Source organism: Exiguobacterium sp. 8H, assembly GCF_902506255.1.
In the GTDB taxonomy this organism is placed as follows: Bacteria; Bacillota; Bacilli; order Exiguobacteriales; family Exiguobacteriaceae; genus Exiguobacterium; species Exiguobacterium profundum.
In genome coordinates this window covers 802,752-825,512 of sequence record NZ_LR733429.1, presented here as the reverse complement: position 1 = coordinate 825,512, position 22,761 = coordinate 802,752, and the positions used below count along the sequence as shown (strand labels likewise).

Genomic DNA, 22,761 nt, shown 5'->3' with positions numbered 1-22,761 from the left:
TCATGTTAGGCTAAATGATTGTCTTGGTGCGAGACGAATATAAAAAAAGGTGCTGGCTATATGTTTGACTACACGTTACTCGAGAGATTTCTGTTTCGATTTCCTTCCTTCGATTATCAGAAAATGAAATCAGAGCTGGATCGGAAAACGATATTGATTACTGGAGCGAGCTCAGGAATCGGGCAGGCTTTCGCTTATTTACTAGCGGATACAACCGCGCACCTGATTCTCGTCGCCCGTAGAGACGCAGACATGAACGTTATGAAGTCTGAAATCGAGAAGGGATCAGCCACGGTGACCGTGTTCTCGGCAGATCTTCGAATTGAAGAGGAACGGAATGGATTGTTGGCGTATCTCCATCAACTACCGGAAGGATTGGATGTTTTCGTCAGCAATGCTGGAATCTCCATCAATCGTCCCATCACTGAGTCACTCGATCGATACCATGACTTCACTCGGACGATGGCGATCAATTATTTTGCCCCGGTACAATTGATGCTATCGCTCATTCCGGTGCTCGAAAAGAAGAACGGGCAGATCGTCAATGTATCGACCATCAATGTGTTACTTCATCCTTTTCCTCACTGGGCGGCCTATCAGGCATCAAAAGCCGCGTTCGATACGTGGTTTCGCTCTGCGGGTCCGGAACTCACAATCAAAAATATTTCCACGACGACTCTATATCTACCGCTAGTAAAAACTCCGATGATTAAACCGACGCTGGCTTATCAGCATTCACCTGCCATGTCACCGGTACATGTGGCGGAACTGATTGGACATGCCCTGTATACAAAACGACCAGTATATAAGCCGTGGTGGTTGTTCCTCGGTCAAGTAACGTCACTTGTTTTCAGAAGACCGATAGACTGGATGGTCCCTGCATTACTTAAGAGAAAGGAGCGTGACAGTAGGAATGGTTAAGTTATTGAAAGTCTTGTCGCAGCTCCATTTTCTATCACCATCGAACCTAGGTCGTCTATTCGTCGCAATCCGTCAAAATGGAATCAACTTGATGCTGCTTTTTACATTGACGGAAAGAGCAGGGAGTCAAAATACGGCTTTAGTTGATAGCCGAGAAACAGTGACGTATCAAGAGCTAAAGTCACGCTGTGAACACCTTGCTCATCATTTGGCTGATCAGTATGGGGTTAAAAAGGGACAAAAAGTGGCGTTTCTTTGTAAGAACCACGCGTCTTTCGTACAAGGGATGTTTGCGGCTTCACGACTCGGTGCAGACATCTACATGCTTCATTCATCGATGAGTCAACTGCAGTTCAACCGACTCGTAGAAGAACAGCCATTCGATCTTTTGATTTACGATGATGAGTTTGAAAACTTAATTGAAAACTCGTCTTACAAACGTTCGACACTTGTCAGCTATCATGAGGAAAAGGTATCAATCAATAGTTTATCGGATTCGAAGCGACATAAAAAAGGAAAGCTTCCGGCCGCATCGAGCGGGAAACTCGTGCTGTTGACCGGCGGTACTACCGGTAGTCCGAAACAAGTGACTCATAGACCATCCCTCTTTCACTTTCTAGCTCCATTCACGGCTTTATTGAACCGGTTGCAGTTGCCATCATTCAATACTGCTTATATTGCCACACCGATTTACCATGGCTACGGCATCTCCATTCTTTTATCTTTTCTCGCGTTAGGGAAAAAGGTTGTCATTCAGGAGAATTTTGAAGTGCAAAGAGCCTGTGACCTCATTCGGCGACACAAGGTAGAAGTAGTCACGGTCGTCCCGCTCATGATCCATAAAATGTTACGACACGATCCAACATCACTTCATTCTCTCGCTTGTATTGCTTCCGGTGGTGCGAAGCTTCATCCCGTTTTAGTCCGTGAAGTCCATAACGAGTTAGGGAGCGTCTTATACAATCTATATGGAACATCGGAAGCGGGCTTGAATCTGATCGCCACACCAGAAGATTTACAGTATGATGCGAACACGCTCGGGAGAAGGATTCCGGGAGGGGACTTAAAGGTAGTGAAAGATGGAATGGAAGTCGAGCCAGGCGCCATCGGTGAATTTTGCATACGAAATAAGTGGTCCATGCAAAACCAGAAAAACCGCTGGATTCAAACGGGTGATGTCGGATACCGGGATGAGAACGGCTATTATTTTTTGTGTGGACGAACAGACGACTTGATCATCTCGGCAGGAAACAATATTTATCCTGGGGAAGTCGAGACGGTTTTGCGCGACCATCCGAATGTCGAGGACGTCGCCGTCATCGGGGTAGAGGATGTGTACACGGGTCACATCTTGAAGGCATATGTACAGGTGTATGATGAAGTATTGACAGAAGAAGAGCTAGTGAGCTGGTTGCGCGAACGAGTGACAACATATCAGCTTCCTCGAGAAATCGTGTTTGTGAAGGAGTTGCCTTATACAGCGGTTGGAAAGTTAGACAGGAAACGGATTGAGATGATCAATCACTCGTGCAGATGAATAGTTAAGAAAGAATCGAAACGCATTAACCACAGATAAATAGAGTGATTAATGTTTCACTTTGAATTGTCTAATCCGCCACATGATTGAAACGATAAAAGCTGCCAAGCCTCCTAGGACGATGATGTAAAATACGAAGAAGAATAGGAAGGCCCCATAGTCTTCGAGCTCTTCGAATGGATTCTGAATGATCATCGGTTCGGATAATATGCCGACCACCATCAATGGAATGAAGAATAGAAAGAAACGTTTCCAAAAGTAGTGTTTGTACGGTTGTGACAACGTTTGCTCCATAATCGTACCTCCTCAATTAAATTACACTTATTTACATATATGATAGCATGTTCTCAATTATTGTTGGATGTCTTTTCAGCCGATTTCAAATGAAAAGAGGGTGGCCGATCCATTCAGCAACCCTCAAGTCTGTTTATTCACTTGAACCAGTCAGTTCTCCAGTCCCGAACGTCGCGCTGAACGCACGACACCAGATGACGACGGTATTGTACTCTTCTAGATTCACATCCTCTGGGATTAAATAGTTTTGATTCCCGATGTTCCCTTTTAGCGCCCCTAAACTGACGCCTTCGGTCGTCTCTTGCCCTGGTTTCGTCAAATATACGAATAAGTCAGGACCGTTCGTCGTCTCGAACTCTTCAAATCGGAGGTACGTCCCGTCTTCTGCCTCGACCGAGCGGATTGTACCGGTCGTCTCATAATTTTTCTCCCCGTCCATGAATACACCCGCTACTTCGGTTGGACTCGGTTGTGCTTCCGGTGTCTCGGACGTCTCTTGATCTGATTCCTCTTCCTCTGGAGCTGGTGATTCGACTGCTGTCGGCGGCAATCCTTCATCGACCGTCTCGGTTAAGAATAGTGGGGAGATGAGCCACCATGCAACAGCGATTACGGCTACGCCAATCACACCGATGATGAGTTTCGTGCTTGTTTTCATATATGAGTCCTCCTTTTCGGATGTATGAACCATTTATAGTCTTTTCCCGATTATTGGTCTTATAAAAGACGCGAATGCTAACATTCGCGTCTGATGACCGTTATACGGTTTCCGTCCAGTTTTCCTCGATGAACTCGTCGCGTCCCGAGATGGCCCGGTCTTCCTTATAATGCTTCGGATTCTTTTTATGATAATCCTGATGGTAGTCTTCTGCAGCGAAGAACGTCGTCGCCGGAATGATTTTCGTGACGATCGGAGCCGTGAAACGACCACTTGCTGCCAACACATCGCGACTCGCCTCAGCCGCGACTCGTTGTTCTTCCGTGTGATAGAAGATGGCTGGGGCATACTGAGGTCCCCGGTCTTGGAATTGACCACCATCGTCCGTCGGGTCTGTCTGAATCCAATACAGCTCAAGAAGACGTTCATACGAGAATAATGCTGGATCATATGTGATTTGAACGACCTCGAGGTGTCCTGTCGTCCCGGTTTTCACTTGTTCATATGTCGGATTATCGACCTGTCCGCCCATATAACCGGACACGATACCCTCAATCCCTGGTAATTCCTCAAATGGTGTCACCATGCACCAAAAACAGCCGCCTGCGAATGTTGCTTTTTCCATACTTTCGTTCCCTCCAAATCGTCATTCAACAAAAAAGCGCTCACGTCGGATGACATGAGCGCTTTCGTCATATCGTCCAAGGTTTCCCTTGCTGGTCGTAGCACCTTGCCTAAGGCAGGTTGCTGTGAAGTCGCGGAGCCAGATCTCTCGTTCACTCTTGATATCGATATGTAGTTGGTGAGAGCATCATACCACCCTCAAAATACATTCGTCAATGATTCGGTTTTCGTTTCAACTGAAAAACCGTCAAGACGATGATGAACCCGATCAACCCGATGGAAATGAGTGGACCATATGGCACATTTTCACCGTATAGCTGTAAGAAAAATAGACCGAATACGGCAAGCAACACAAAGACATAGGAGCGTGTCATTGGGACCTCCTGTTTTTTCTTAAGTGTAACAAGAACACATCGACTTGGCGATACGAAAAGGAAATCAGGCATAGAGCGCGAATAAAGGAGGAGAGATAAAGGAGGAATGCATGATGGAACAAATCCAATTACATGAACTGACGATTGAAGGTGCACATCGTGGGTATAAAGAGGGACAATTCACGGCGAGAGACGTGGCCGCCTATTATTTAGGACGGATTGCGACGTATAATGAACGGCTTCATGCCGTCATCCAAGTCAATCCGGACGCCCTGTTCGAGGCAGAGGCGGCAGACCGGGCCTACCGAAAAGGGGTACGCAAACCGCTACTTGGTATTCCCGTCTTAATCAAAGACAATATCGAGACGAACGGTCTGATGCGAACGACTGCAGGTGCTGCCGCTATGCGACATCATTTCGCCGGTCGAGATGCCGAGCTCGTCAAACGCTTGCGGGCTGACGGGGCTATCATCCTTGGCAAAGCGAACCTGTCCGAGTGGGCGAACTTTTTAACGGAAAATATGCCGAACGGCTGGAGTGCCGTCGGTGGTCAGACGATGAACCCATACGGCGACGGGTTGGACGTCGGGGGATCAAGCTCAGGGTCGGCTTCAGCGGTCGCGGCAAACCTTACGCTTCTCGCAGTCGGATCTGAGACGAGCGGTTCAATCGTCCATCCGAGTGTCCATAACAGCATCGTCGGGATCAAGCCGACGGTCGGATTAATCAGTCGCTCCGGAATCATCCCGATTTCACGTTCTCAAGATACGGCGGGACCGATGGCGCGTACGCTTCGTGATGCGGTCATCGCCTTACAGACAATGTGCGGTGAAGATTCGGCTGATCCTGCGACGTGGGAAACTCCAGTCGGACCGCCTTATGTGACATGTCTCGATAACCGTCAAGCGGTCGGGATGCGCGTCGGGTTCGTCAAACCAGACATTTCAGAAGAAGAAGTCGGATTGTATGAACAGGCGCTCCGATTGCTTCGGCAAGCTGAAATCGAACTCGTCGAGGTCACGCTGCCGAAGCATGCGACGCTCGAACAGGCGGATATCCTGTTCGATGAGTTCAAGCTCGGGGTCGAGGCGTATCTCGCCAACACGACCGTGCCGTTTCAGACGCTATCCGACCTGATCGAGTGGAATGCCGAACATCCCGAATCGATTCCGCACGGCCAGACCATCTTTGAAGAAGCGAACGCTAAATCTGGAAAACTGACTGAAGCGAGCTATCTCGATCGTCGCATCGAGGACGTCCGACTCGCAAAAACGGAAGGGATTGACACATTGCTTGCGTCGCATAAACTAGATGCACTCGTCCTGCCACATGACATCAACTATGACATGGCTGCGAAAGCAGGGCATCCGACGATTACAATACCCTATAAACGAAAAGAGAGCGGTGCCCCATTCGGTCTCTCGTTCACGGGGACGAGCTACGCGGAACGTGATTTGATTCGAGTCGCCTATGCGTTCGAACAATTCATCACACGACCGACGCCTCCTGATTATTCGTAAGTTGCACCCGTCTCTTACGTCCGCTACAATGGTACGTATGCGGATTAGAGAAAGGACAGATTACAATGAAATCATCTATATACGGGTTGACGTTCGATCAACTCACGAACGAGTGTACGGAAGCGGGATACGGTGCCTTCCACGCACGTCAAGTTTGGGACTCGCTCTACATCGATCGGGTCAAATCGATGGACGACCTCAATGTACGTGATGAGGTGCGCGACTACTTAACAGAAAAATATGTCATCTCGACACAAGAACTGTTCGTCAAACAAGAAGCTGGCGACGGGACGGTCAAATTCTTACTTAAATTACATGACGGGCACTACATCGAGACGGTACTCATGCGTCACAAATACGGACGTTCGGTCTGCGTGACGACTCAGGTCGGTTGTAACATCGGATGTAGCTTCTGTGCGAGCGGTTTGTTGAAGAAGACGCGTGACTTGACGGCAGGTGAGGTCGTCGAGCAGATCATGACCGTCCAACACTTCCTCGATGAAGAGGGCGAAGGGGACCGCGTCAGCCATATCGTCGTCATGGGAATCGGTGAACCGTTCGATAACTTCGACAACTTGGTCGACTTCTTGCGTGTCGTCAAAGATGAGCGTGGTCTTGCGATCGCTCCGCGTAAGATCAACGTGTCGACGAGCGGACTCGCGGATAAAATCTACAAGTTCGCAGACCTTGATCTACGTATCAACTTGGCGCTCTCTTTACATGCGCCAAACGATGAATTACGTACACGTATCATGAAAATCAACCGGGCGTTCCCGCTTGATAAACTCATGCCATCGATTCGTTACTACGTCGAGAAGACGAACAAACGGATCACGTTCGAGTATATCTTGCTCTCGAAAGTGAACGATTTGCCGGAACATGCGGAAGAACTTGCCGACTTGATTGAAGACATCAAAGACAAGTCGTACGTCAACTTGATTCCATACAATCCGGTCAACGAGCACATCCAATATGAGCGAAGCACGGCTGAGGACATCATGGCGTTTTACGACATCTTGAAAAAACGTGGCGTCAACACAGGTGTCCGTCTCGAGCACGGGACAGACATCGATGCGGCATGTGGACAACTCCGCAGTAAGCATATGAACGTCGAAGGCGCGAAGTGAACAATGGCCTCTCCGGGAAATTGAACTGAACCCTGAATGATAGACACTTGATAAAAAGTGCTCATTCAGGGTTTTTGACGTTTCCCTTTTTGGTGGAGCACGGTCGTGGCAAGTCGATTCGTTTCGAATAGATCTAACGATAGATGGTGGAGAAGACAATTTGTTCCGGCGACCAGGTCGCTCGCAGCTTCCAGATGATTGCCCGGCGCGTCTTGTCGTCGAGCTTCGTCGTTGTGTCACAATTGGCCTTCGACTTCTCGTAGCGGCCCCGTCTTGAGATGGACCGGATGGACATTCCGAGCTCCAGATAGGTCTCTACTTCCACGTTTTATTGTGGTAAGGTGGTGTGGCTCATGAGATTTCCTACGTCTGAATATTTGTGTGGTAACTTCATTCGACACAAGGAAAGCGTCAAGGTTTTTTGTGTTCACTTTTGAGTGTTGCACTTAATTTTATAATTCATCATAAGTAAAACCTAACCCCACCACATGGCAACGACAAAGAATGACCAACTAACAGCAAACGGTGCCGAAATAAATCCAATCATGATAAATCCCTGATACTGTATATAGTTAGAGTCTTTTATCTTAAAAACTATACGAAACATCAAGAACATGATGAAACTTAACAAATATAATATCCATCCTAAGATGGTCAACCCTGTAAGATAGTAAATCGGATAGGTATCAACAACGTGATCACTTAAAAAGTAGGCGATCCCTTGACCAAAAACACACAATATTGTTGCTGTTAAAAGGCTGATAACCAATAAAAAGTAAGGATTCTTCATTCACTTTCCTCCTTTATTTCTTTTCTTGTTTTTTACCTGATACAGTATAAAATCTAGAGTTAGACCGTAAAACAATCCGATTGTCACTCGAAGAAGATAGCCTCCCCACAAAATTTCGTCAGCTGATTCATCAAATATAAAACTTCGAAATGTTTCACTGTAAACCATATGATATAGGATTGGATCTAATCCGAAGAAAAAGAATAATAGGCCTTTATCATCCTGGTCGGTAAAATTCAAATAACAAACAAATATAGAGACTAACACAAACCAAAAACTAAATGTTTTAATAATTTTCAAGGAAATACCCCTTCTCTTTTCAGCTTGTACTATTGATAAGTGTAATTTTACACTACAGTTGTAATTTTACCAATACCAAATATTGTGAAAAGCCTCATGAATATTCACCAACAATTTTCCATAATGATGATCTACTTTATCTCAATGGCATTTTCATTAAACAATCAATAATTTATGAAGAATAAGTGTTTTTCTTTGTTTTGTGTTTAAGAAAGATAGCATTCATTCCTATTAAATTTTTAAAAAGTCGAAAAAAACATTAAAAGTACTAAGTACAAACGAACCAATACATTTATAAAATGAAAAACTCTTGTAACTAGATAATTTTCAAAAGTTATTGTGAACGGATTAGAGCGCCGGATATTCGCCATTGTCGTTTGCCCAAGGTAATAGATCTATATGCGGAAACACTTTACATCTATATGACTGCGAAGGATACGTGATAAATGACTAGCCTTCTTTGCTTTGTGACACTCCTATACAGAATTGTTTTCAGCAACGAACACAAACAGCGGAATATAAAAGAGATGACCCCGGAGCAAAACCGGAGCCATCTGATTGCCGTATAGAATTCGAGTTACTCAGTCCATAAAACTGGGCTCGTTTAAACGAAAAGGCCATTCGCTTACCGCTTTTGCCCGACATATTGAATCACAGATGATTCGCCGTGATGAAGTGTGCCTTCTTCTCGCCATACGACCGTCTCGTTTAGGACGAGAGGGAGGAAATCGTCATCGAGTTGATGGAACATTTCTTCGGTGTACAGTAAGGAGGCGTCGTTCGGTCCGCCTGTCCCGTAAGCGAGTTGATGTGTAGAGTAGACTTCTGTCAGGAAGAAACCATCAGGGCGAAGCGTTTTTTGGATACCGGCGAACACCTTTTCTCTGACAGGCGGAGGAAAGTGGCCAAAGATACAGATGACCATGTCATACATATCTTGCGACCAGTCCGCTTCATTCAAGTCGATCTGTTTCGTTTGAAGGGAAACGTTTTGTGAAGTCGCCAAGCGCTTCGCTTTTTCGAGTCCTACTTTCGAAGCGTCCCACATCTCGACTTCAAAGCCGAGCTTGGCGAGCCACACTGCATTTCGACCTTCCCCCTCCGCGATAGCCAGCACTCGCTTTCCTTCAAGTTGATGAGACATGACCCATTCGCGTAAGAACTCGTTTGGCTCTGTCCCATACACATAATCTTCCGAGCTAAATCGTTCATCCCATTTAGACAAGCCTTTCACATCCTCTCTGCTTTTCTTTGACTATAGCAAACTGAACGGACGACAATCAAAATCCGTCACGATTTTCTGGATTCATGCATAGTCCCTATGCGAGAGGGGAATAGATTTCTGAACTAATGGATAGAGTGGAGGCTAAGTGATGGAGAAAGTAGATGCGTCGTTGTGGATTCGTGTACGGAATACGCTTGGTGAAGGTCCGTGTTGGGATGCCGAGCTGAAGCGATTTTATTGGGTGGATATCGAAGGACATACATTATGGTGGTATGACGAACGTGAAGATGAAATTTCGTCGTTTGAAGTGGGGAAACAAGTCGGTTTTGTCATTCCAAAAGTGACGGATGGCGTTGTCCTCGGGTTGAAGGACGGTATTTATGAATGGGATGAGATCAATCGGGACTTGAAGAAGATTGTCGAGTTGGATGATCCGGACGGTCAATTGAGGTTCAATGACGGAAAGGCCGATCCATATGGTCGAATCTTTGCCGGAACGCTACATCTTGAGGATGAAGAGAACCAAGCGACATTGTATCGTGTCGATCGGGATGGCACGACAACGACACTCATGGAGGGGCTAACACTTTCGAACGGATTGACGTGGTCTCCTGACCATTCCGTTTTTTATCATATCGATACACCGACTGAAACGATTCGCCAATATGATTTCGATTTGAAGGCGGGCACGTTATCGAATGGAAAGGACGTCATCGATTTCTCAGACGAGGATGGCTTCCCAGATGGTATGACATCAGATACGGAAGGGTGTTTATGGATCGCGCATTACGCCGGAGGTAAAGTGTCTCGCTGGAATCCATCAACCGGTGAAAAACTGTTAGAAGTTCACGTTCCGGCACCGAACGTCACCTCATGTGCCTTTATCGGGGATGGACTCAATCGATTGGCCATCACGACGGCTCGTGAGGGAATGGATGAGGAGGCGTTAGCCGAATATCCGGATGCTGGATCAGTATTTATCACGGATACAGATGTGAAAGGGATGCCGCTTTATCGCTTTGGGCGTTGAGGAGGACAGATGATGGTGAAACGACTGTTAGTTCGAGCAGGTATTGGGTTGGCAGTTGCGGCAGCGGTCAAGATGGGGATTCAAAAGTTGCAAGAAAATCGAGCGCGGGAAGAAGATCATTCTTATCTCGACCCGAAATGGGACGAGGTGCCGAGTGTTGATTCTGACAAGGACGAGGATGAGGTCGGGTTGACGCAACTCGACTCCATCTATCGGGCGGAGTGGCAAGCGAACGCCTATCCTCGCTCGGAAGCAGAACGAAAAGCGTTGGAAGAATAAGAGTATGTTTTTCAAAACACGTCCATATGGCGTGTTTTTTTGTTGACAAATAAGATAAGTCGTTTCAATATATAAAAAGTAATCATTACGATTTAACGGAGGATTATCATGAAACGAATTCCAATTACAGTACTCTCGGGTTATCTTGGTAGCGGTAAGACGACACTGCTCAACCACATCTTACATAACCGGGAAGATAAAAAATATGCGGTCATCGTAAACGATATGAGTGAGTTGAATATCGATGAGAAATTGATTGAACAGGGTGGTTTCTCCCGTACCGATGAAAAATTAGTCGAACTCTCGAACGGGTGCATCTGTTGTACCCTACGTGAGGATTTGCTGACAGCGGTCTATGATCTGACAAACGATCGTGACCTCGATGGCATCATCATCGAGTCTTCTGGGATTTCAGAGCCGATTCCCGTTGCGCAGACGTTCACGTATGCCGATGATGCGCTCGGAATCGATTTGACGAGCCGTGTCTATATCGATGCGATGGTCACTGTCGTCGATGCGTACCGCTTCTTTAAAGATTTCAATTCTGGTGAATCGCTCATGGAACGTCAACAAGCCGTCGATACAGGTGACGTACGTGAAGTCGTCGACCTACTCGTCGACCAAGTCGAATTTGCAGACATCATCGTGTTGAACAAGGCGGACCGGGTGACTGAAGAGGAACTGCAGGAGATGAGGGGGCTACTTAAGACACTCAACCCGAGCGCACGATTATTGACTTCGACGTACTCGGAAGTAGCGTTAGACGATCTACTCGACGTGCAGTTGTTTGATTTCGATCAAGCGATGCATGCGGCGGGATGGATTCAAGAACTTGAGACAGAAGAACATACGCCGGAAACGGAGGAGTATGGCATCAGTTCCTTCGTCTATCGACGTCGTCGACCGTTCCACCCTGAGCGCTTGATGAATTGGATGGAGCATTATCCTGAAGAAATCGTCCGCGCCAAAGGCTTCTTGTGGATCGCGTCACGGAACGACCTTGCCTGTCTCTTCTCCCAGGCAGGATATGCGTCGACGCTCGAACATGCGGGTCGTTGGTTAGCGACCCTTCCGGAGAGTGAGCGAGAGGCCATGTTCGCAACAGAACCTGAACTGCGTGAAGATTACATCGAGCCGTATGGAGACCGACAGAACGAATTGGTCCTCATCGGACAACGGATGGACCGGGAGACGGTCGAACAATCACTTGACGCCTGCTTGTTGACGGATGAGGAGATGGTAGCGGCATGGGATTCGTTCCATGACCCACTCCCTGGTAATGGCCAACTCGTCACCTATTCAGATTGACCGTTTACAAACTGACGAAACATCGCTATACTGTGACTGCATAAGTAACCGCATATCAATGACTGCACTAGGGGTGCTTCGGCTGAGATGTGAGCATGGCTCCGATCCCTTATAACTCGATCCAGGTAATACTGGCGTGAGGAAGTGCGGCACTTTCTCTATGCAAGTTTGTATAGATTTTGTTGCTGCATTCTCATGAATGCGGCTTTTTTTGTGCAAACACATAAAGAGGGGGAAACAAGATGAATGAATCATGTGGCACGAGTCCGATTGTCGGATTTCGCTTCACGCTTAGCCCGATGACAGATGACTTTATCGGGACGATCAAAGGGGCATTGAAAGGAACAAATATGACGGGTGTCTGGCGACATACGGATGATGTATCGACCGTGATCCGTGGTCGTGCCGAGCACGTATTCGACGTCGCACGGACCGTGTTGAGCCTGGCTTCGGAAGAAGGACGCCATGTCTCGATGAGCGGAACCTTCTCGGTCGGATGTCCGGGAGATTCGGCAGGGGATGAGGTGCTCGAGGCACCACCACAACCACTGAATGGAATTTCAAGAGAACAGTATGTCTCGTCACAATTCGCGCTCTATCCGATGGGTGCAGAGAACTATATGGATCTCATCTATGATGAAATCGAGCAAGCGAAACAGGCGGGTGTCTATAATGACTCCATGCACTACGCGTCAGGCATTCATGGGAACTTGGATGATGTGTTCTCGTATTACGAGTCGGCGTTCAACCGGACACGCGAGAAGAATCGACACGTCGTCATGACGGTGACGTTCAGTGTGAACAGTCCGTCACATGGAGGACAACATGCTTAAATCGTGGAAATTGAAAGAGGTCGTCCTCGTATCCGTATTGTCTGTCGTCTTTGCAGTCGTCTACTTATTGTTTGTTCATATCGGGAACTTATGGGCAGGGTTGATTGGACCGATCGCCTATGAATGGATCTTCGGTATCTGGTTCATCGTGTCGATCATCTCGGCGTATATCATTCGGAAGCCGGGTGCTGCCTTCATCTCGGAAGTGATGGCAGCGACGATTGAGATGTTGATTGGAAATGCGATCGGACCACGTATCATCTTGGTCGGCATCGTCCAAGGTCTTGGGGCTGAAGCTGTCTTTGCGATGACAGGCTATCGTCGATATGAGCTATGGGTTCTCATGCTAGCTGGATTTGGCTCGGCCGTTACGAGTTTCGTGTATACCTACTTCATGAGCGGATTTGCGATGCTTGAACCAGGATATGTGGCGACGATGTTCGGGCTGCGCGCGGTCAGCGGCATGGTCATCGCAGGAATCGGTGGGAAGTTGTTCAGTGACCTGTTGCTCAAGACGGGGTCACTTCGTGGCTATGCGATCGCTCGGAGTGGGAACGTCCATGGTTGAGACAGAATCGCTTTCATTCCGGTTCCCCGAAAGTCAGGACACCATCATAAAAGATGTGTCACTTTCCATACGACCTGGACGCACGATTTTGACAGGAACGAGCGGAAGCGGGAAGTCGACCCTACTCGCGCTGTTCAACCGTCTCTATCCAGAGAATTGTGATGGAGTCCTAGAAGGCAGACTCGAACTGTTCGGACGGATTTACGACGAATACGCACCAGGCGAGATCAATCAGCAGGTCGGGACCGTATTTCAAGACCCGGACACGCAGTTCGTGATGGAACGGGTGGAAGATGAACTCATCTTCACACTCGAAAATTTGCAGACACCGGTCGAGGTAATCGATCAGCGTGTGACGGAGATTCTCGAGTCACTCCAACTGACCGATTACCGAAATCGTCTCATCGATTCCTTGTCAGGCGGGGAGAAACAACGGATTGCAGTCGCCTGCGCCATGGTTGGACGACCGGGATGGTTGCTTCTCGATGAGCCGTTGACGCACCTTGACCCAGTGACCGCGAATCGATTCGTCGACTGGCTCGATCACTTAGACAACGTGAACGTCATCGTTGTCGAACATCGCGCACACTTGTGGGGAGACTTTTTTGATTGGCACATCGAACTCGACCAAGGACGGATTGTACGGAACGAACCGTTTCAGCCGGTCGATGATTTTTCATTCAAACCGTCGCCTGAGCCACGACAAGCAATCGAGCATTACGTGGTAGACGAGGTGGTGCGTGACTCATTTCGATTAAAAGGGGTGACCCTTCAAGCTAGAATCGGGGAAGTGATTGCCATATTGGGACCAAATGGGAGTGGAAAGTCGACGTTTTTACGAAGTTTGACGGAGTGTGACCGCCGGGTGGGACTCGTCCCCCAATCTCCGGAACACTTATTTTTCATGAACTCGGTCGAGCAAGAGCTACAGTTTGGTCATGAGGAATCGATTGATGTCGTATTGGATGAGCTAACCCTCGAGGACAAACGAGTCCTCCATCCATTGTCACTCAGTCATGGACAGAAGCGACGACTCGCCGTCGGGATTCAGTTACTCTCAAACAAACAGTTGCTTGCCTTCGATGAACCGACGGCAGGTCAGGATGAGCCGTCACTCCATGCACTAGAGATTTTGATGAAGCGACATGCGGCAAAGGGACAGACGATCTTGTTCGTGACCCATGACTTATCGTTCGCCAATATCGCCCATACGTTCTATTTGATGAAGGATGGGGAACTCTCAGGACCATTCGGGGATGAGCTTTGGGGGGACACGGAGAGACTTCGTCATTATCGACTAGCGGGAGGACGGCAACGATGTCACTCCATGATATGAATCCGACGATCAAGTTTGGGACGATGACGATCATCATGTTCGGGCTGGCCTTGTTTTATAACCCGTGGACCCCGCTCGTCATCATTGTCGGTACGTTGACGATTCAATTACTGGCGACGGACGTTTCATGGAAGAAGTGGAGCCTGTTTTTGATTCCTTTTCTCGTCACGGCACTCGGGACGTTTTGGACGACGCTCGTGTTTGGGAAGGAGCTGGGGGGAGAGACGTGGGTAACCCTTCTCGGTCAAGACATTTCAAAAGAAGAGGCACGTATCGCCATGTCTCTTAGTCTACGTGTGTTGGCATTCACCGTACTGTCGCTCCTCTTTATGTTGACGACCGATTCGAAACGTTTCGTCATGAGTTTGATGCAACAGGCAAGGCTTTCTCCGACGATTGCCTATAGTGCGCTCGTCGGGTTCCGCTTCCTTCCGTTAATGCAACGGGAAATGCATCAGCTACAATACGCGCATCGTCTTCGCGGTGTACCTCTTGATACGAAATGGGAGCGGATTCGGCATGTCCCGAAACTACTTCTTCCACTGATGGCAGGTTCAATCCGACGTGCTGAACGTGTCGCCTTCTCCATGGAGGCGAGAGGTTTCACAAGTGGAAAACGGACCGTCTATGAGCGGATTGACATCAAACCGTCCGATTACATGTGGTCCGGTATATTCTTCATACTGTTCGGTCTTTCCATTTGGATTGGCATATGAAAAGACGACTCACGGAGAGTCGTCTTTTTTCGTTTCTTTCACGATGCGAAACTTCGGTTTGACCGATTCGTTGTTGAACGCCTCGAGAACGGTATTCTCGTTTGCCATTCGAATCTGTTGTGGCTCGCCTTTTGCTGTCGTACCGATGCAATACATGTTCGCTTCATAATCCGCAAAGAGCGATTTGTAAGATGTCGCGTGGTGCATCAAGCGACCTGGAGACCCCCAACCGACGATGATCATCCCGCCGCTTGCTTCTACCTCTTGTAACGTCTCTTCGACGTAATGGTAGTTCGTCTCATCGAGTTGAGACTCCACGTATGGAAGGTTGTCATTGATGGCGAGTGTCGGGACGAGACTGATGACCCGCATTTCTCGAATCGGTTGTGACAAATGATTTTGCATCAACATATAAGCACGCTGTGTCGTCGTGCCGGACAAAAAGGCATCGCTCATCCGCGGCGAGTAAATGATGACGGCACAGATGACGCCATCCTCCACATCGGTGAACTCATACGTTCGCATATAGCGTTTCGTTTTATCTTCATTGAAGATTGATTTGACGCGGATGGTTACTTCTTCTACATGCGTGTTCATTTCCATTCCTCACTTTTTCATGTAAGCATCAGCCGAGCGATTTAAACCACTCGACATATCGAATCGTGTAATAAGCAACTCGTTGACTAAGCGTATCACGCTCATCAGGCATGAACGTCACGCTTGATTCATAGTTCTCGAAGTACGTCATGACATCATTGACATATTGTTCACTTCGATTGTATTCGAAGATAGCGTTTCGGACGGATGTGACTGAATCTGTCTTTTTTCCACCATGTTCACTTAAATAATACGCCGCCGTGTGCGCAGAATCAACTAGACTGTGTGGGTCAGCTTTTCCATCGCCGTTCCCGTCGCGACCGAGTCCGCCATACTGTTCAATCAAGGCAAGGTCCGTCAAATCCACTTCGTCTTCTGGGACATCGCCTTTTTGGTCATCGGTATCATATTCCCAACCGAGCCAAGTACGGGGCATGAATTGAAAAGGTCCGATCGCGCCGACAGACGAACGCATCGACGAACTGTGTGAGAAGATGGTCTCTACACGGTGAACGGCAGCCAGTAGGCGCCAGTCCACGTCATATGTTTCAGCAGCGTCTTGATAGACGGCCAGATGCGTGTTCGGAACACCGTTCTCTCCATAATAGGTTCGATACAATCCATTGTTCACTTTATCATGTTGACCGAGCCAGCCGACTGCCCCGAGCAAAAGCACGAGCACAATAATGAAACCGGTCAGTCGCAGCATCATACGTTTCAAGATACCGCCTCCTAGCTTTTAGACAATACCCGAATAGTGTAGCATATAGCTAAGAGGAAGGACAGGAGTGGATATGGATGCTTGAACGTTTGATTTTTACAGCCATTATCGGCTACATGCTGATCGTTCAAATCTTCAATGCCAAATTGATTCGTCCCTTGATTGAAACGAGAGGACGGACATGGGTGTACGAACAAACCGTGAAATCGGCATGGGGGCTGACCTTGTTGATTGTTGCCCTCATCTTTTTATTTCAAGTACCGCCATCAGAAGTCGGATTAACGTTCGGACCAGAAGCGGGGAACGAACAGGCTTGGCAAGTCTTTTACTTGTCATGCATCCTGGTCACCGTGGCGCTCGTCTTTTATCTGTTGGTAAAAACTTCAGCACGTCTCCGAAATGTGTTACGCCCTTACTATGAGCTCGATTTAGAGAAGCTGCTCCTCCCTCGGACAAAACCTGAGGAACAAGCGTGGGGTGCCGTCTCGGTCACTGCAGGCGTGACCGAGGAATTCATTTTCAGAGGAGTCCTGCTATACACGATCTCCCTCTATATCGAGGTCCCGGATTTGACTCTCGCCTTAATCGGGGGCGCCCTTTTCGGTGTGGCCCATGCCTATCAAGGGATAAAGGGAGTCTTCACGACAGGGATCGTTGGATTCGGACTAGGTATCCTATATTTAGGGATGGGTGTCCTTTGGCCGGTCATGGTGTTACATGTGCTACTTGATTTGATTGCCGGTCCAATCCATGTCGATGCAAAAAGCGAGTGACCGCCTCCTCATACGCAGGAGCGTCCTTGATCATGCAATCGGTATGTTCTGCGCCATCAATCAATACCAAGTCGTTCTTCCGGTTCAATGCATTCATTTCGACCGACATCCACGTCGGGACGAAATCATCTTTTGAACCATGTACGAATAGGATTGGGGTCGTCGTTTCCGTGACGGCCTTTTTCGGTTGGACTTGTCTCATCGTGAACCCGGCACGAGACCAAAGGAAATAGTCGATTCCCGGTAAAATGAGCTCGGCTGGGATATGGTGTAACTCTTTCAATTGATAACGCATCAATTGTTTCATATCGTCAAACGGACATTCTGCGATGACGAAGTCGACGTTCGTGAGCGGAGTCGTCTGCAAGACGGTGGCCGCTCCCATCGAGACGCCGTGAAGCCCGACTTGATCGACTGTTTCCTCTGTCTTCAACCAGTCCACCCAGTCGATCATATCGACTTTTTCATGGAAACCATATGAGGCATAAATTCCTTCGGACTCCCCATGTGAACGTAAATCGACGGCAAGCAGGTTAAAGCCAAGACGGTGGAACATGGCGAGGTGAGGGGCCATGAAACTATGTGATGCGGTATATCCATGTACGAACACAATCCATTTTGTTGACCCCTCATTCCGATAGATACGCCCGTAGAGGCGGTACTCATCACGAGATTGAATCGAGACATGCTCGAACGGTACGTCATGATAAAAGTTGCGATCTTCGTCCGTATATGGAGCGAGTAACATCTCCGGAGTCTTTCGTTTGCCCCGCGTCATTCGTTTGAAGGCATAGTAGCTGACCGCGTAGTAGCCTGTGAAAAGTGATGCCAATCCAATTTTCCATTTTCGTTGCATTAATACCGACTCCTTTCAACGTTATTGTACCCGAAACGAATCGATACGGTCCTGTTTTCTTACATAAGGAGAGGGCATACAGAACATAATCGTGTGAATATCAGGAATCAAGGCACATGGAAAGACATGATTTTGAACGATACGATGGAGTGACAACAGCAGGAGGGTGGGGATATCTATATGGAGAGGTCAGAGATCTATCGAATGATACAAATGGTGTTGAGCGACAGAAAGGGGATGCTTGAACGGGGAGTAACGTTCTCGTGGACGATTGAAGGAGATGAACGAATCATCGGACTCGTATTTGATGTTATTCTCGACCGTTATTTTCTTTATAACCAAACAAGCCTCCTCACCGAGGTACAAGAGATTGCGCGTCTAGTCGAATGTCGACCAGAGGAAATCGTTCGCGCACTCTCCTGTCTTTCGGGGATTCGATTCGAATCGAATCATATCATCGAACGATTGATGAGTATCGAAGAGGCGACCATTTCAGAGAACGGATCAATCCTTGTTGCCATTCGCCTTGGAGGATGGCTCACTCATCAATTGCATCAAATTGGTCGTGATGCCCTTCTTCCTTGTTGAGCTCGGTCAAGGTACCGTCAATCACACGAAGGACGCGATCACACACATCGAGCATGCGTTCATCATGTGTGATGACGACGACACGTCTCCCTTCTTCATGCGCTTGTTTGGCCAATAACTCCATCACACGTCGTCCATTCTCATAATCAAGACTCGCCGTCGGTTCATCTGCCAAAATGAGTTGTGGGGAGTTGATCAAGGCACGTGCGACGGCGACACGTTGCTTTTCACCTCCCGACAATGTCGACGGGAGATGATGCAGGCGGTGTCCTAAGCCGAGGTCGGACAATAGTTGTTTCGCATCCATCTGTCTCTTCTCCTGAATCAGCTCAAGTTGCTCGAGCACCGTCAAGTAGGGAATCAGGTGGGCCTGCTGAAACACGAACCCGACTTCATGTAGACGTAACAGACGACGTTGTTCCTCATCTAATTCGAATACGTCCCGTTCGTTCATCAAAAATGCTCCTTGATCTGGTTTTCGCAATAGACCGAGGATGTATAACAATGTACTCTTCCCGCTACCACTCGGACCGACGATGGCAACGCATTCCCCTGGCGATACATGTAACTCGATGTCATTCAATACGAGCTGACCGTCAAACTGATGTGATACATGGCTTAACCTCATGATGCTTTTCCTCCTATGATTTCAATTGCGTCGACTTGACGTAGTTTCCATAACGGTAACAACGCGCCAAGAACAGATAAGAAAATGAACATGGACCCGAATAGCGCGACATGACCGAAGTCGACGAGAAACGGTAACGATGATGGAATCAACGCATCGACGACGTACATGAACCCGATCGATGTGGCGACTGCGGCAGATACGATGACGATGACCTGAAAGAGCAGTGCCCGTCCGATGATTCGAGGAGAGAGACCGATTGCCTTCAGAATTCCGAGTTCAGGTAACTTTTGAAGCGTAAACAAATAAAAGAATGCGGTCAAAATAAACGTTCCGATAACGAGTAGAAAAGCACGCATCATCGTGAATGTGCTTTGCTCGGCACTATATCCAGGAACCGACTCAATCAAATCTTGTTGACTCATGACGAGCGAATTGGACATCGTGGATTCCGTTCCAATCTCAGCCGATACATATGGACGTTGTTCGGAGTAATCCAAATAATCGAACCACGTCTCGTTCGTCGTGTAAATCACCGGTCCATGACTGTAGCGTCCAGGCGCCTCACCGGCGATCGTAAAACGATATTCGGACGCAAAGTCGGTCAACGTGTCACCTGTTCCAAGCTGTTCTGAAAGACTTGGGTCAAACAAGACTTCACCTGTTTCTAGATAAGTACCTGGGCCAATATTACTTCCACTTGGAAGGGCGAATAGCGTGACCTCTTCTTTTTTTCCATCAATCGTGACCGTGAGCTGTCGGACGCTCATCGTTTCGTTTGAAGTATCCGCTGTGACGTCTATAAACGATCGTGTCAATTGACCTTCTGAGTCCGGATCAAGTTGATACGTCGTAGCATTCAATTCGTGCAAGGCAGAACCGTTATCATATGCGAGACCGTCTGCTAGCCCTGTGATGAGTGTCGTCAACATGACAATCAATAATGTGATCACGAACAACATGGAAAACTTTCTTTTCTGTCTCCACATCTCTTTCCAACCTAACTGCATAAAAAAACCTCCTTCAAGTGCTGATGAAGGAAGTGTACGTAATCAATATGAACAGAATATGAACGACATCAAAAATGTAAATGAACCGTGGTGCCGGTTCCGAGGTTTGACTCGACTGTGATGTTTCCGCCATGTAGGTCGATGATATCTGAGGTGATGGCAAGACCGAGACCTGTCCCTTGAGTCGTTCGAGCAGTGTCCCCGCGATAGAAGCGGTCGAACAGGTGCTCTTTTGTCTCGTCGTCCATCCCAACCCCTTCATCCGTAACCGAGATGACGATACCTGGGTCGACGGTACAGGTGATGTGGATTGTGCCTCCATCATGTGAAGCATGAACGGCGTTCATCAATACATTGTTCCAAACTTGTGCGAGTAGAACCGGGTCACTCTTCAAGACTACGTCTTGTGGGATGTCGGTAACGACGGCGATCCCTTTTTGATCAAGAATGAAAGCGTTCGTTTGAATGACTTCGGATACCGATTGAAGCACATTCACGTTCGTCTCGAGAATCGGGGGATTTTCATCCAATCGTGATAAAAGCAGCAGTTGTTTCGTCAATTGGGATAGACGCTTCGTCTCCTGTTCGATGACACGCGCATATTCTCTTGATTCACCTTCCGTATCGTCAGCTAATTTTTCTGCATAGCCACCTAGGGAGGTCAAAGGAGATTGAAATTCATGGGAGACATTCGAAACGAATCGTCGCTGTCTCGCTTCGGTACGATCGATCTCATTTGACATGTTTTGAAATTGTCGTGCCAACGTTCCGATTTCATCTTGACGCTCGACGGGGAGATGTTCCGGAGCTTTACGCATGGCGACGGATGTGGTCGCATTCGTGAGCGTCTGTAACGGGCGGACCAGGGACCTTGTCGAGATGGCAATCAAGCCAAATGCCAAGAGGGTGACGAGTGCGAAAAATAGACCGACGAACAGATGTAACTCGCGGATTTGGGCACTCAAATCCGGACGAATAAAGATGACGTCCCCGTTTTCAAGTGTAAATCCATATGTGTTCGTCAGTTCGTTATCGAACAATCCGAGCAAGAAGAGATGAAACGGAAAGTCACGCATTCCCTGATATGGAGACCCGTTCCGTACGGATTGGATCACCTTGTCAGAGATAGTCTCATCCCGAAAGGCACCGCCAAAACGTCGACGTTCGTCAGTCGCATCCACGACGACCAGTTGATATCCGGTCGCAGCTAAGAAAGTATAGAAGGCATCATAGTCTAAATCGGTATGGTTCTCGACATACGACTCCGCTATTTTGGCGACCCGTTCCGTCTTCTCGCTATAGGAAGGTTGCCACCACTTGTAATAAGCCACATTGCTGATCAACAGGGAGATGGCTCCGGATAGAAGTAAAATCAAGAACATCGTGACGATGATTCGCGTGTAGAGTGTCTTCATCCGTTCACCTCGAGCGAGTATCCGACACCTCGTACGGTTCGAATCGACAAAGCAGGGTGATCGAACCGATTACGAAGTCGCTTGATATGAACATCAACTGTTCGCTCATCCCCCTCGAAATCAAATCCCCATACCAAATCAATTAACTCCTCACGACGATACACTCTTCCCGGAAAAGAGGCGAGTTGAAATAATAGTTCAAACTCTTTTTTAGGGAGATAGAACAGCTGACCCTCAAGCGTCACCTCGTATTCTCTTAAATCGAGTCGAAGAGGACCAGCTTGAATTTGTGAAGCGGCCGAACGTTGATAACGTCGCGAGACGGCTTGCAATCGAAAGAGTAACTCCTCAGGGATGAAGGGTTTGGTCACATAGTCGTCTGCCCCATGAACGAATCCTTGACGCTTATCCTCCCATTCATCGAGAGCGGTTAGTAAAATGACGGGAATATCGAGAGTCGCCTTGAGTCGTCGACACAATTCACGACCGTCAAGCCCTGGGAGCATGATGTCGACAATCGCGGCATCGATTGGTTGCATCGTGAAACGTTCTTCGCCTGTGTTCCCGTCGGTCGCTGTCAACACCTCATGACCCGCATCCTCGAACGTTTCTTTCACAAGGCGTAAAATGGAGGGGTCGTCTTCTACGATGAGTATACGCATAGCGGTCGTTCCTTTCCTAAATAGGTTCGACACGAAACGAGGTGACCCATGCGGAGTCACCTCGAATCGTA

The 22,761-nt window shown here is 47.9% G+C and carries 26 protein-coding genes and 2 riboswitches; of the genes, 13 read left to right on the top strand and 13 right to left on the bottom strand.

Features of this window, described 5'->3' with window-relative positions:
• Positions 1–60 precede the first annotated feature (60 nt).
• Positions 61–921 (top strand): SDR family NAD(P)-dependent oxidoreductase, encoded by an 861-nt coding sequence (locus tag GVY43_RS04195; RefSeq protein WP_159562371.1) that lies wholly within the window; start codon positions 61–63, stop codon positions 919–921.
• On the top strand, positions 902–2,458 hold the full coding sequence (locus GVY43_RS04190; RefSeq protein WP_236548924.1) for an AMP-binding protein: 1,557 nt from the start codon (positions 902–904) through the stop codon (positions 2,456–2,458). The genes GVY43_RS04195 and GVY43_RS04190 overlap by 20 nt, the downstream gene beginning before the upstream one ends.
• 48 nt (positions 2,459–2,506) lie before the next feature.
• Here the strand turns inward: GVY43_RS04190 and GVY43_RS04185 are convergent, their stop codons facing one another.
• From GVY43_RS04185 to GVY43_RS15945, 4 genes are all read right to left on the bottom strand, one after another.
• Positions 2,507–2,752, bottom strand: coding sequence for a hypothetical protein (locus tag GVY43_RS04185; protein WP_159562370.1), 246 nt, complete (start codon positions 2,750–2,752; stop codon positions 2,507–2,509).
• Between the two features lie 133 nt (positions 2,753–2,885).
• A complete protein-coding gene (locus GVY43_RS04180) occupies positions 2,886–3,410 on the bottom strand; it encodes a DM13 domain-containing protein (RefSeq protein WP_159562369.1) in 525 nt (174 codons plus the stop codon).
• Positions 3,411–3,510: 100 nt separating this feature from the next.
• The gene (msrA, locus tag GVY43_RS04175; protein ID WP_147538139.1) at positions 3,511–4,035 is read right to left on the bottom strand and encodes a peptide-methionine (S)-S-oxide reductase MsrA; all 525 of its coding nucleotides are present in this window, start codon (positions 4,033–4,035) and stop codon (positions 3,511–3,513) included.
• A gap of 67 nt (positions 4,036–4,102) precedes the next feature.
• Positions 4,103–4,202, bottom strand: a riboswitch (SAM riboswitch).
• Between the two features lie 44 nt (positions 4,203–4,246).
• Complete coding sequence (locus GVY43_RS15945) at positions 4,247–4,408, bottom strand: hypothetical protein (protein WP_201302245.1); 162 nt, start codon at positions 4,406–4,408, stop codon at positions 4,247–4,249.
• Between the two features lie 113 nt (positions 4,409–4,521).
• Between GVY43_RS15945 and GVY43_RS04170 the strand changes: the two genes are divergently transcribed.
• Both GVY43_RS04170 and rlmN read left to right on the top strand, forming a co-directional pair.
• Positions 4,522–5,928: an amidase family protein gene (locus GVY43_RS04170; RefSeq protein WP_236548923.1), complete on the top strand. Its 1,407-nt coding sequence runs from the start codon at positions 4,522–4,524 to the stop codon at positions 5,926–5,928.
• 65 nt (positions 5,929–5,993) lie between these two features.
• Positions 5,994–7,055, top strand: coding sequence for a 23S rRNA (adenine(2503)-C(2))-methyltransferase RlmN (rlmN, locus tag GVY43_RS04165; RefSeq protein WP_159562367.1), 1,062 nt, complete (start codon positions 5,994–5,996; stop codon positions 7,053–7,055).
• Between the two features lie 475 nt (positions 7,056–7,530).
• Here the strand turns inward: rlmN and GVY43_RS04160 are convergent, their stop codons facing one another.
• A complete protein-coding gene (locus GVY43_RS04160; RefSeq protein WP_159562366.1) occupies positions 7,531–7,845 on the bottom strand; it encodes a hypothetical protein in 315 nt (104 codons plus the stop codon).
• Between the two features lie 925 nt (positions 7,846–8,770).
• The gene (locus GVY43_RS04155) at positions 8,771–9,379 is read right to left on the bottom strand and encodes a bifunctional 2-polyprenyl-6-hydroxyphenol methylase/3-demethylubiquinol 3-O-methyltransferase UbiG (protein ID WP_306462359.1); all 609 of its coding nucleotides are present in this window, start codon (positions 9,377–9,379) and stop codon (positions 8,771–8,773) included.
• A gap of 139 nt (positions 9,380–9,518) precedes the next feature.
• Here GVY43_RS04155 and GVY43_RS04150 point away from each other — a divergent pair, with 139 nt between their 5' ends.
• The 7 genes from GVY43_RS04150 to GVY43_RS04120 all read left to right on the top strand — a co-directional run bounded on the left by GVY43_RS04150 (position 9,519) and on the right by GVY43_RS04120 (position 15,440).
• Positions 9,519–10,400 (top strand): SMP-30/gluconolactonase/LRE family protein, encoded by an 882-nt coding sequence (locus GVY43_RS04150; protein ID WP_159562364.1) that lies wholly within the window; start codon positions 9,519–9,521, stop codon positions 10,398–10,400.
• A 12-nt stretch (positions 10,401–10,412) separates the two neighbouring features.
• On the top strand, positions 10,413–10,679 hold the full coding sequence (locus GVY43_RS04145; RefSeq protein ID WP_012726390.1) for a hypothetical protein: 267 nt from the start codon (positions 10,413–10,415) through the stop codon (positions 10,677–10,679).
• A 108-nt stretch (positions 10,680–10,787) separates the two neighbouring features.
• On the top strand, positions 10,788–11,987 hold the full coding sequence (locus GVY43_RS04140; RefSeq protein ID WP_159562363.1) for a GTP-binding protein: 1,200 nt from the start codon (positions 10,788–10,790) through the stop codon (positions 11,985–11,987).
• A gap of 59 nt (positions 11,988–12,046) precedes the next feature.
• Positions 12,047–12,147, top strand: a riboswitch (TPP riboswitch).
• A gap of 82 nt (positions 12,148–12,229) precedes the next feature.
• Positions 12,230–12,820 (top strand): YkoF family thiamine/hydroxymethylpyrimidine-binding protein, encoded by a 591-nt coding sequence (locus tag GVY43_RS04135; protein WP_159562362.1) that lies wholly within the window; start codon positions 12,230–12,232, stop codon positions 12,818–12,820.
• A complete protein-coding gene (locus GVY43_RS04130) occupies positions 12,813–13,388 on the top strand; it encodes an ECF transporter S component (RefSeq protein ID WP_159562361.1) in 576 nt (191 codons plus the stop codon). Before GVY43_RS04135 ends, GVY43_RS04130 begins: the two co-directional genes overlap by 8 nt.
• A complete protein-coding gene (locus GVY43_RS16105; protein WP_305775284.1) occupies positions 13,354–14,724 on the top strand; it encodes an ABC transporter ATP-binding protein in 1,371 nt (456 codons plus the stop codon). The genes GVY43_RS04130 and GVY43_RS16105 overlap by 35 nt, the downstream gene beginning before the upstream one ends.
• Complete coding sequence (locus GVY43_RS04120) at positions 14,706–15,440, top strand: energy-coupling factor transporter transmembrane protein EcfT (RefSeq protein WP_159562359.1); 735 nt, start codon at positions 14,706–14,708, stop codon at positions 15,438–15,440. Before GVY43_RS16105 ends, GVY43_RS04120 begins: the two co-directional genes overlap by 19 nt.
• A 9-nt stretch (positions 15,441–15,449) precedes the next feature.
• Here GVY43_RS04120 and GVY43_RS04115 read toward each other — a convergent pair whose 3' ends face one another.
• Both GVY43_RS04115 and GVY43_RS04110 read right to left on the bottom strand, forming a co-directional pair.
• Positions 15,450–16,037, bottom strand: coding sequence for a DUF1643 domain-containing protein (locus GVY43_RS04115; RefSeq protein ID WP_012726384.1), 588 nt, complete (start codon positions 16,035–16,037; stop codon positions 15,450–15,452).
• A gap of 28 nt (positions 16,038–16,065) precedes the next feature.
• A complete protein-coding gene (locus tag GVY43_RS04110; protein WP_230872907.1) occupies positions 16,066–16,749 on the bottom strand; it encodes a lytic transglycosylase domain-containing protein in 684 nt (227 codons plus the stop codon).
• Positions 16,750–16,835: 86 nt separating this feature from the next.
• Here GVY43_RS04110 and GVY43_RS04105 point away from each other — a divergent pair, with 86 nt between their 5' ends.
• Entirely contained in the window at positions 16,836–17,531 is a 696-nt protein-coding gene (locus GVY43_RS04105) for a CPBP family intramembrane glutamic endopeptidase (RefSeq protein WP_159562357.1), read from the top strand.
• Here GVY43_RS04105 and GVY43_RS04100 read toward each other — a convergent pair.
• A complete protein-coding gene (locus tag GVY43_RS04100; RefSeq protein ID WP_159562356.1) occupies positions 17,464–18,387 on the bottom strand; it encodes an alpha/beta hydrolase in 924 nt (307 codons plus the stop codon). The genes GVY43_RS04105 and GVY43_RS04100 overlap by 68 nt on opposite strands.
• A 180-nt stretch (positions 18,388–18,567) precedes the next feature.
• Here GVY43_RS04100 and GVY43_RS04095 point away from each other — a divergent pair, with 180 nt between their 5' ends.
• The gene (locus GVY43_RS04095) at positions 18,568–18,975 is read left to right on the top strand and encodes a hypothetical protein (protein ID WP_159562355.1); all 408 of its coding nucleotides are present in this window, start codon (positions 18,568–18,570) and stop codon (positions 18,973–18,975) included.
• Here GVY43_RS04095 and GVY43_RS04090 read toward each other — a convergent pair.
• The 4 genes from GVY43_RS04090 to GVY43_RS04075 form a co-directional block, all read right to left on the bottom strand.
• The gene (locus GVY43_RS04090) at positions 18,926–19,603 is read right to left on the bottom strand and encodes an ABC transporter ATP-binding protein (protein WP_159562354.1); all 678 of its coding nucleotides are present in this window, start codon (positions 19,601–19,603) and stop codon (positions 18,926–18,928) included. The two genes, GVY43_RS04095 and GVY43_RS04090, sit on opposite strands and share 50 nt — an antisense overlap.
• A complete protein-coding gene (locus GVY43_RS04085; protein WP_159562353.1) occupies positions 19,600–20,613 on the bottom strand; it encodes an ABC transporter permease in 1,014 nt (337 codons plus the stop codon). The genes GVY43_RS04090 and GVY43_RS04085 overlap by 4 nt, the downstream gene beginning before the upstream one ends.
• Positions 20,614–20,681: 68 nt before the next feature.
• Entirely contained in the window at positions 20,682–22,028 is a 1,347-nt protein-coding gene (locus GVY43_RS04080) for a cell wall metabolism sensor histidine kinase WalK (RefSeq protein WP_159562352.1), read from the bottom strand.
• Positions 22,025–22,690, bottom strand: a complete 666-nt coding sequence (locus GVY43_RS04075) for a response regulator transcription factor (RefSeq protein WP_159562351.1) — start codon at positions 22,688–22,690, stop codon at positions 22,025–22,027. Before GVY43_RS04075 ends, GVY43_RS04080 begins: the two co-directional genes overlap by 4 nt.
• Positions 22,691–22,761: the final 71 nt, after the last annotated feature.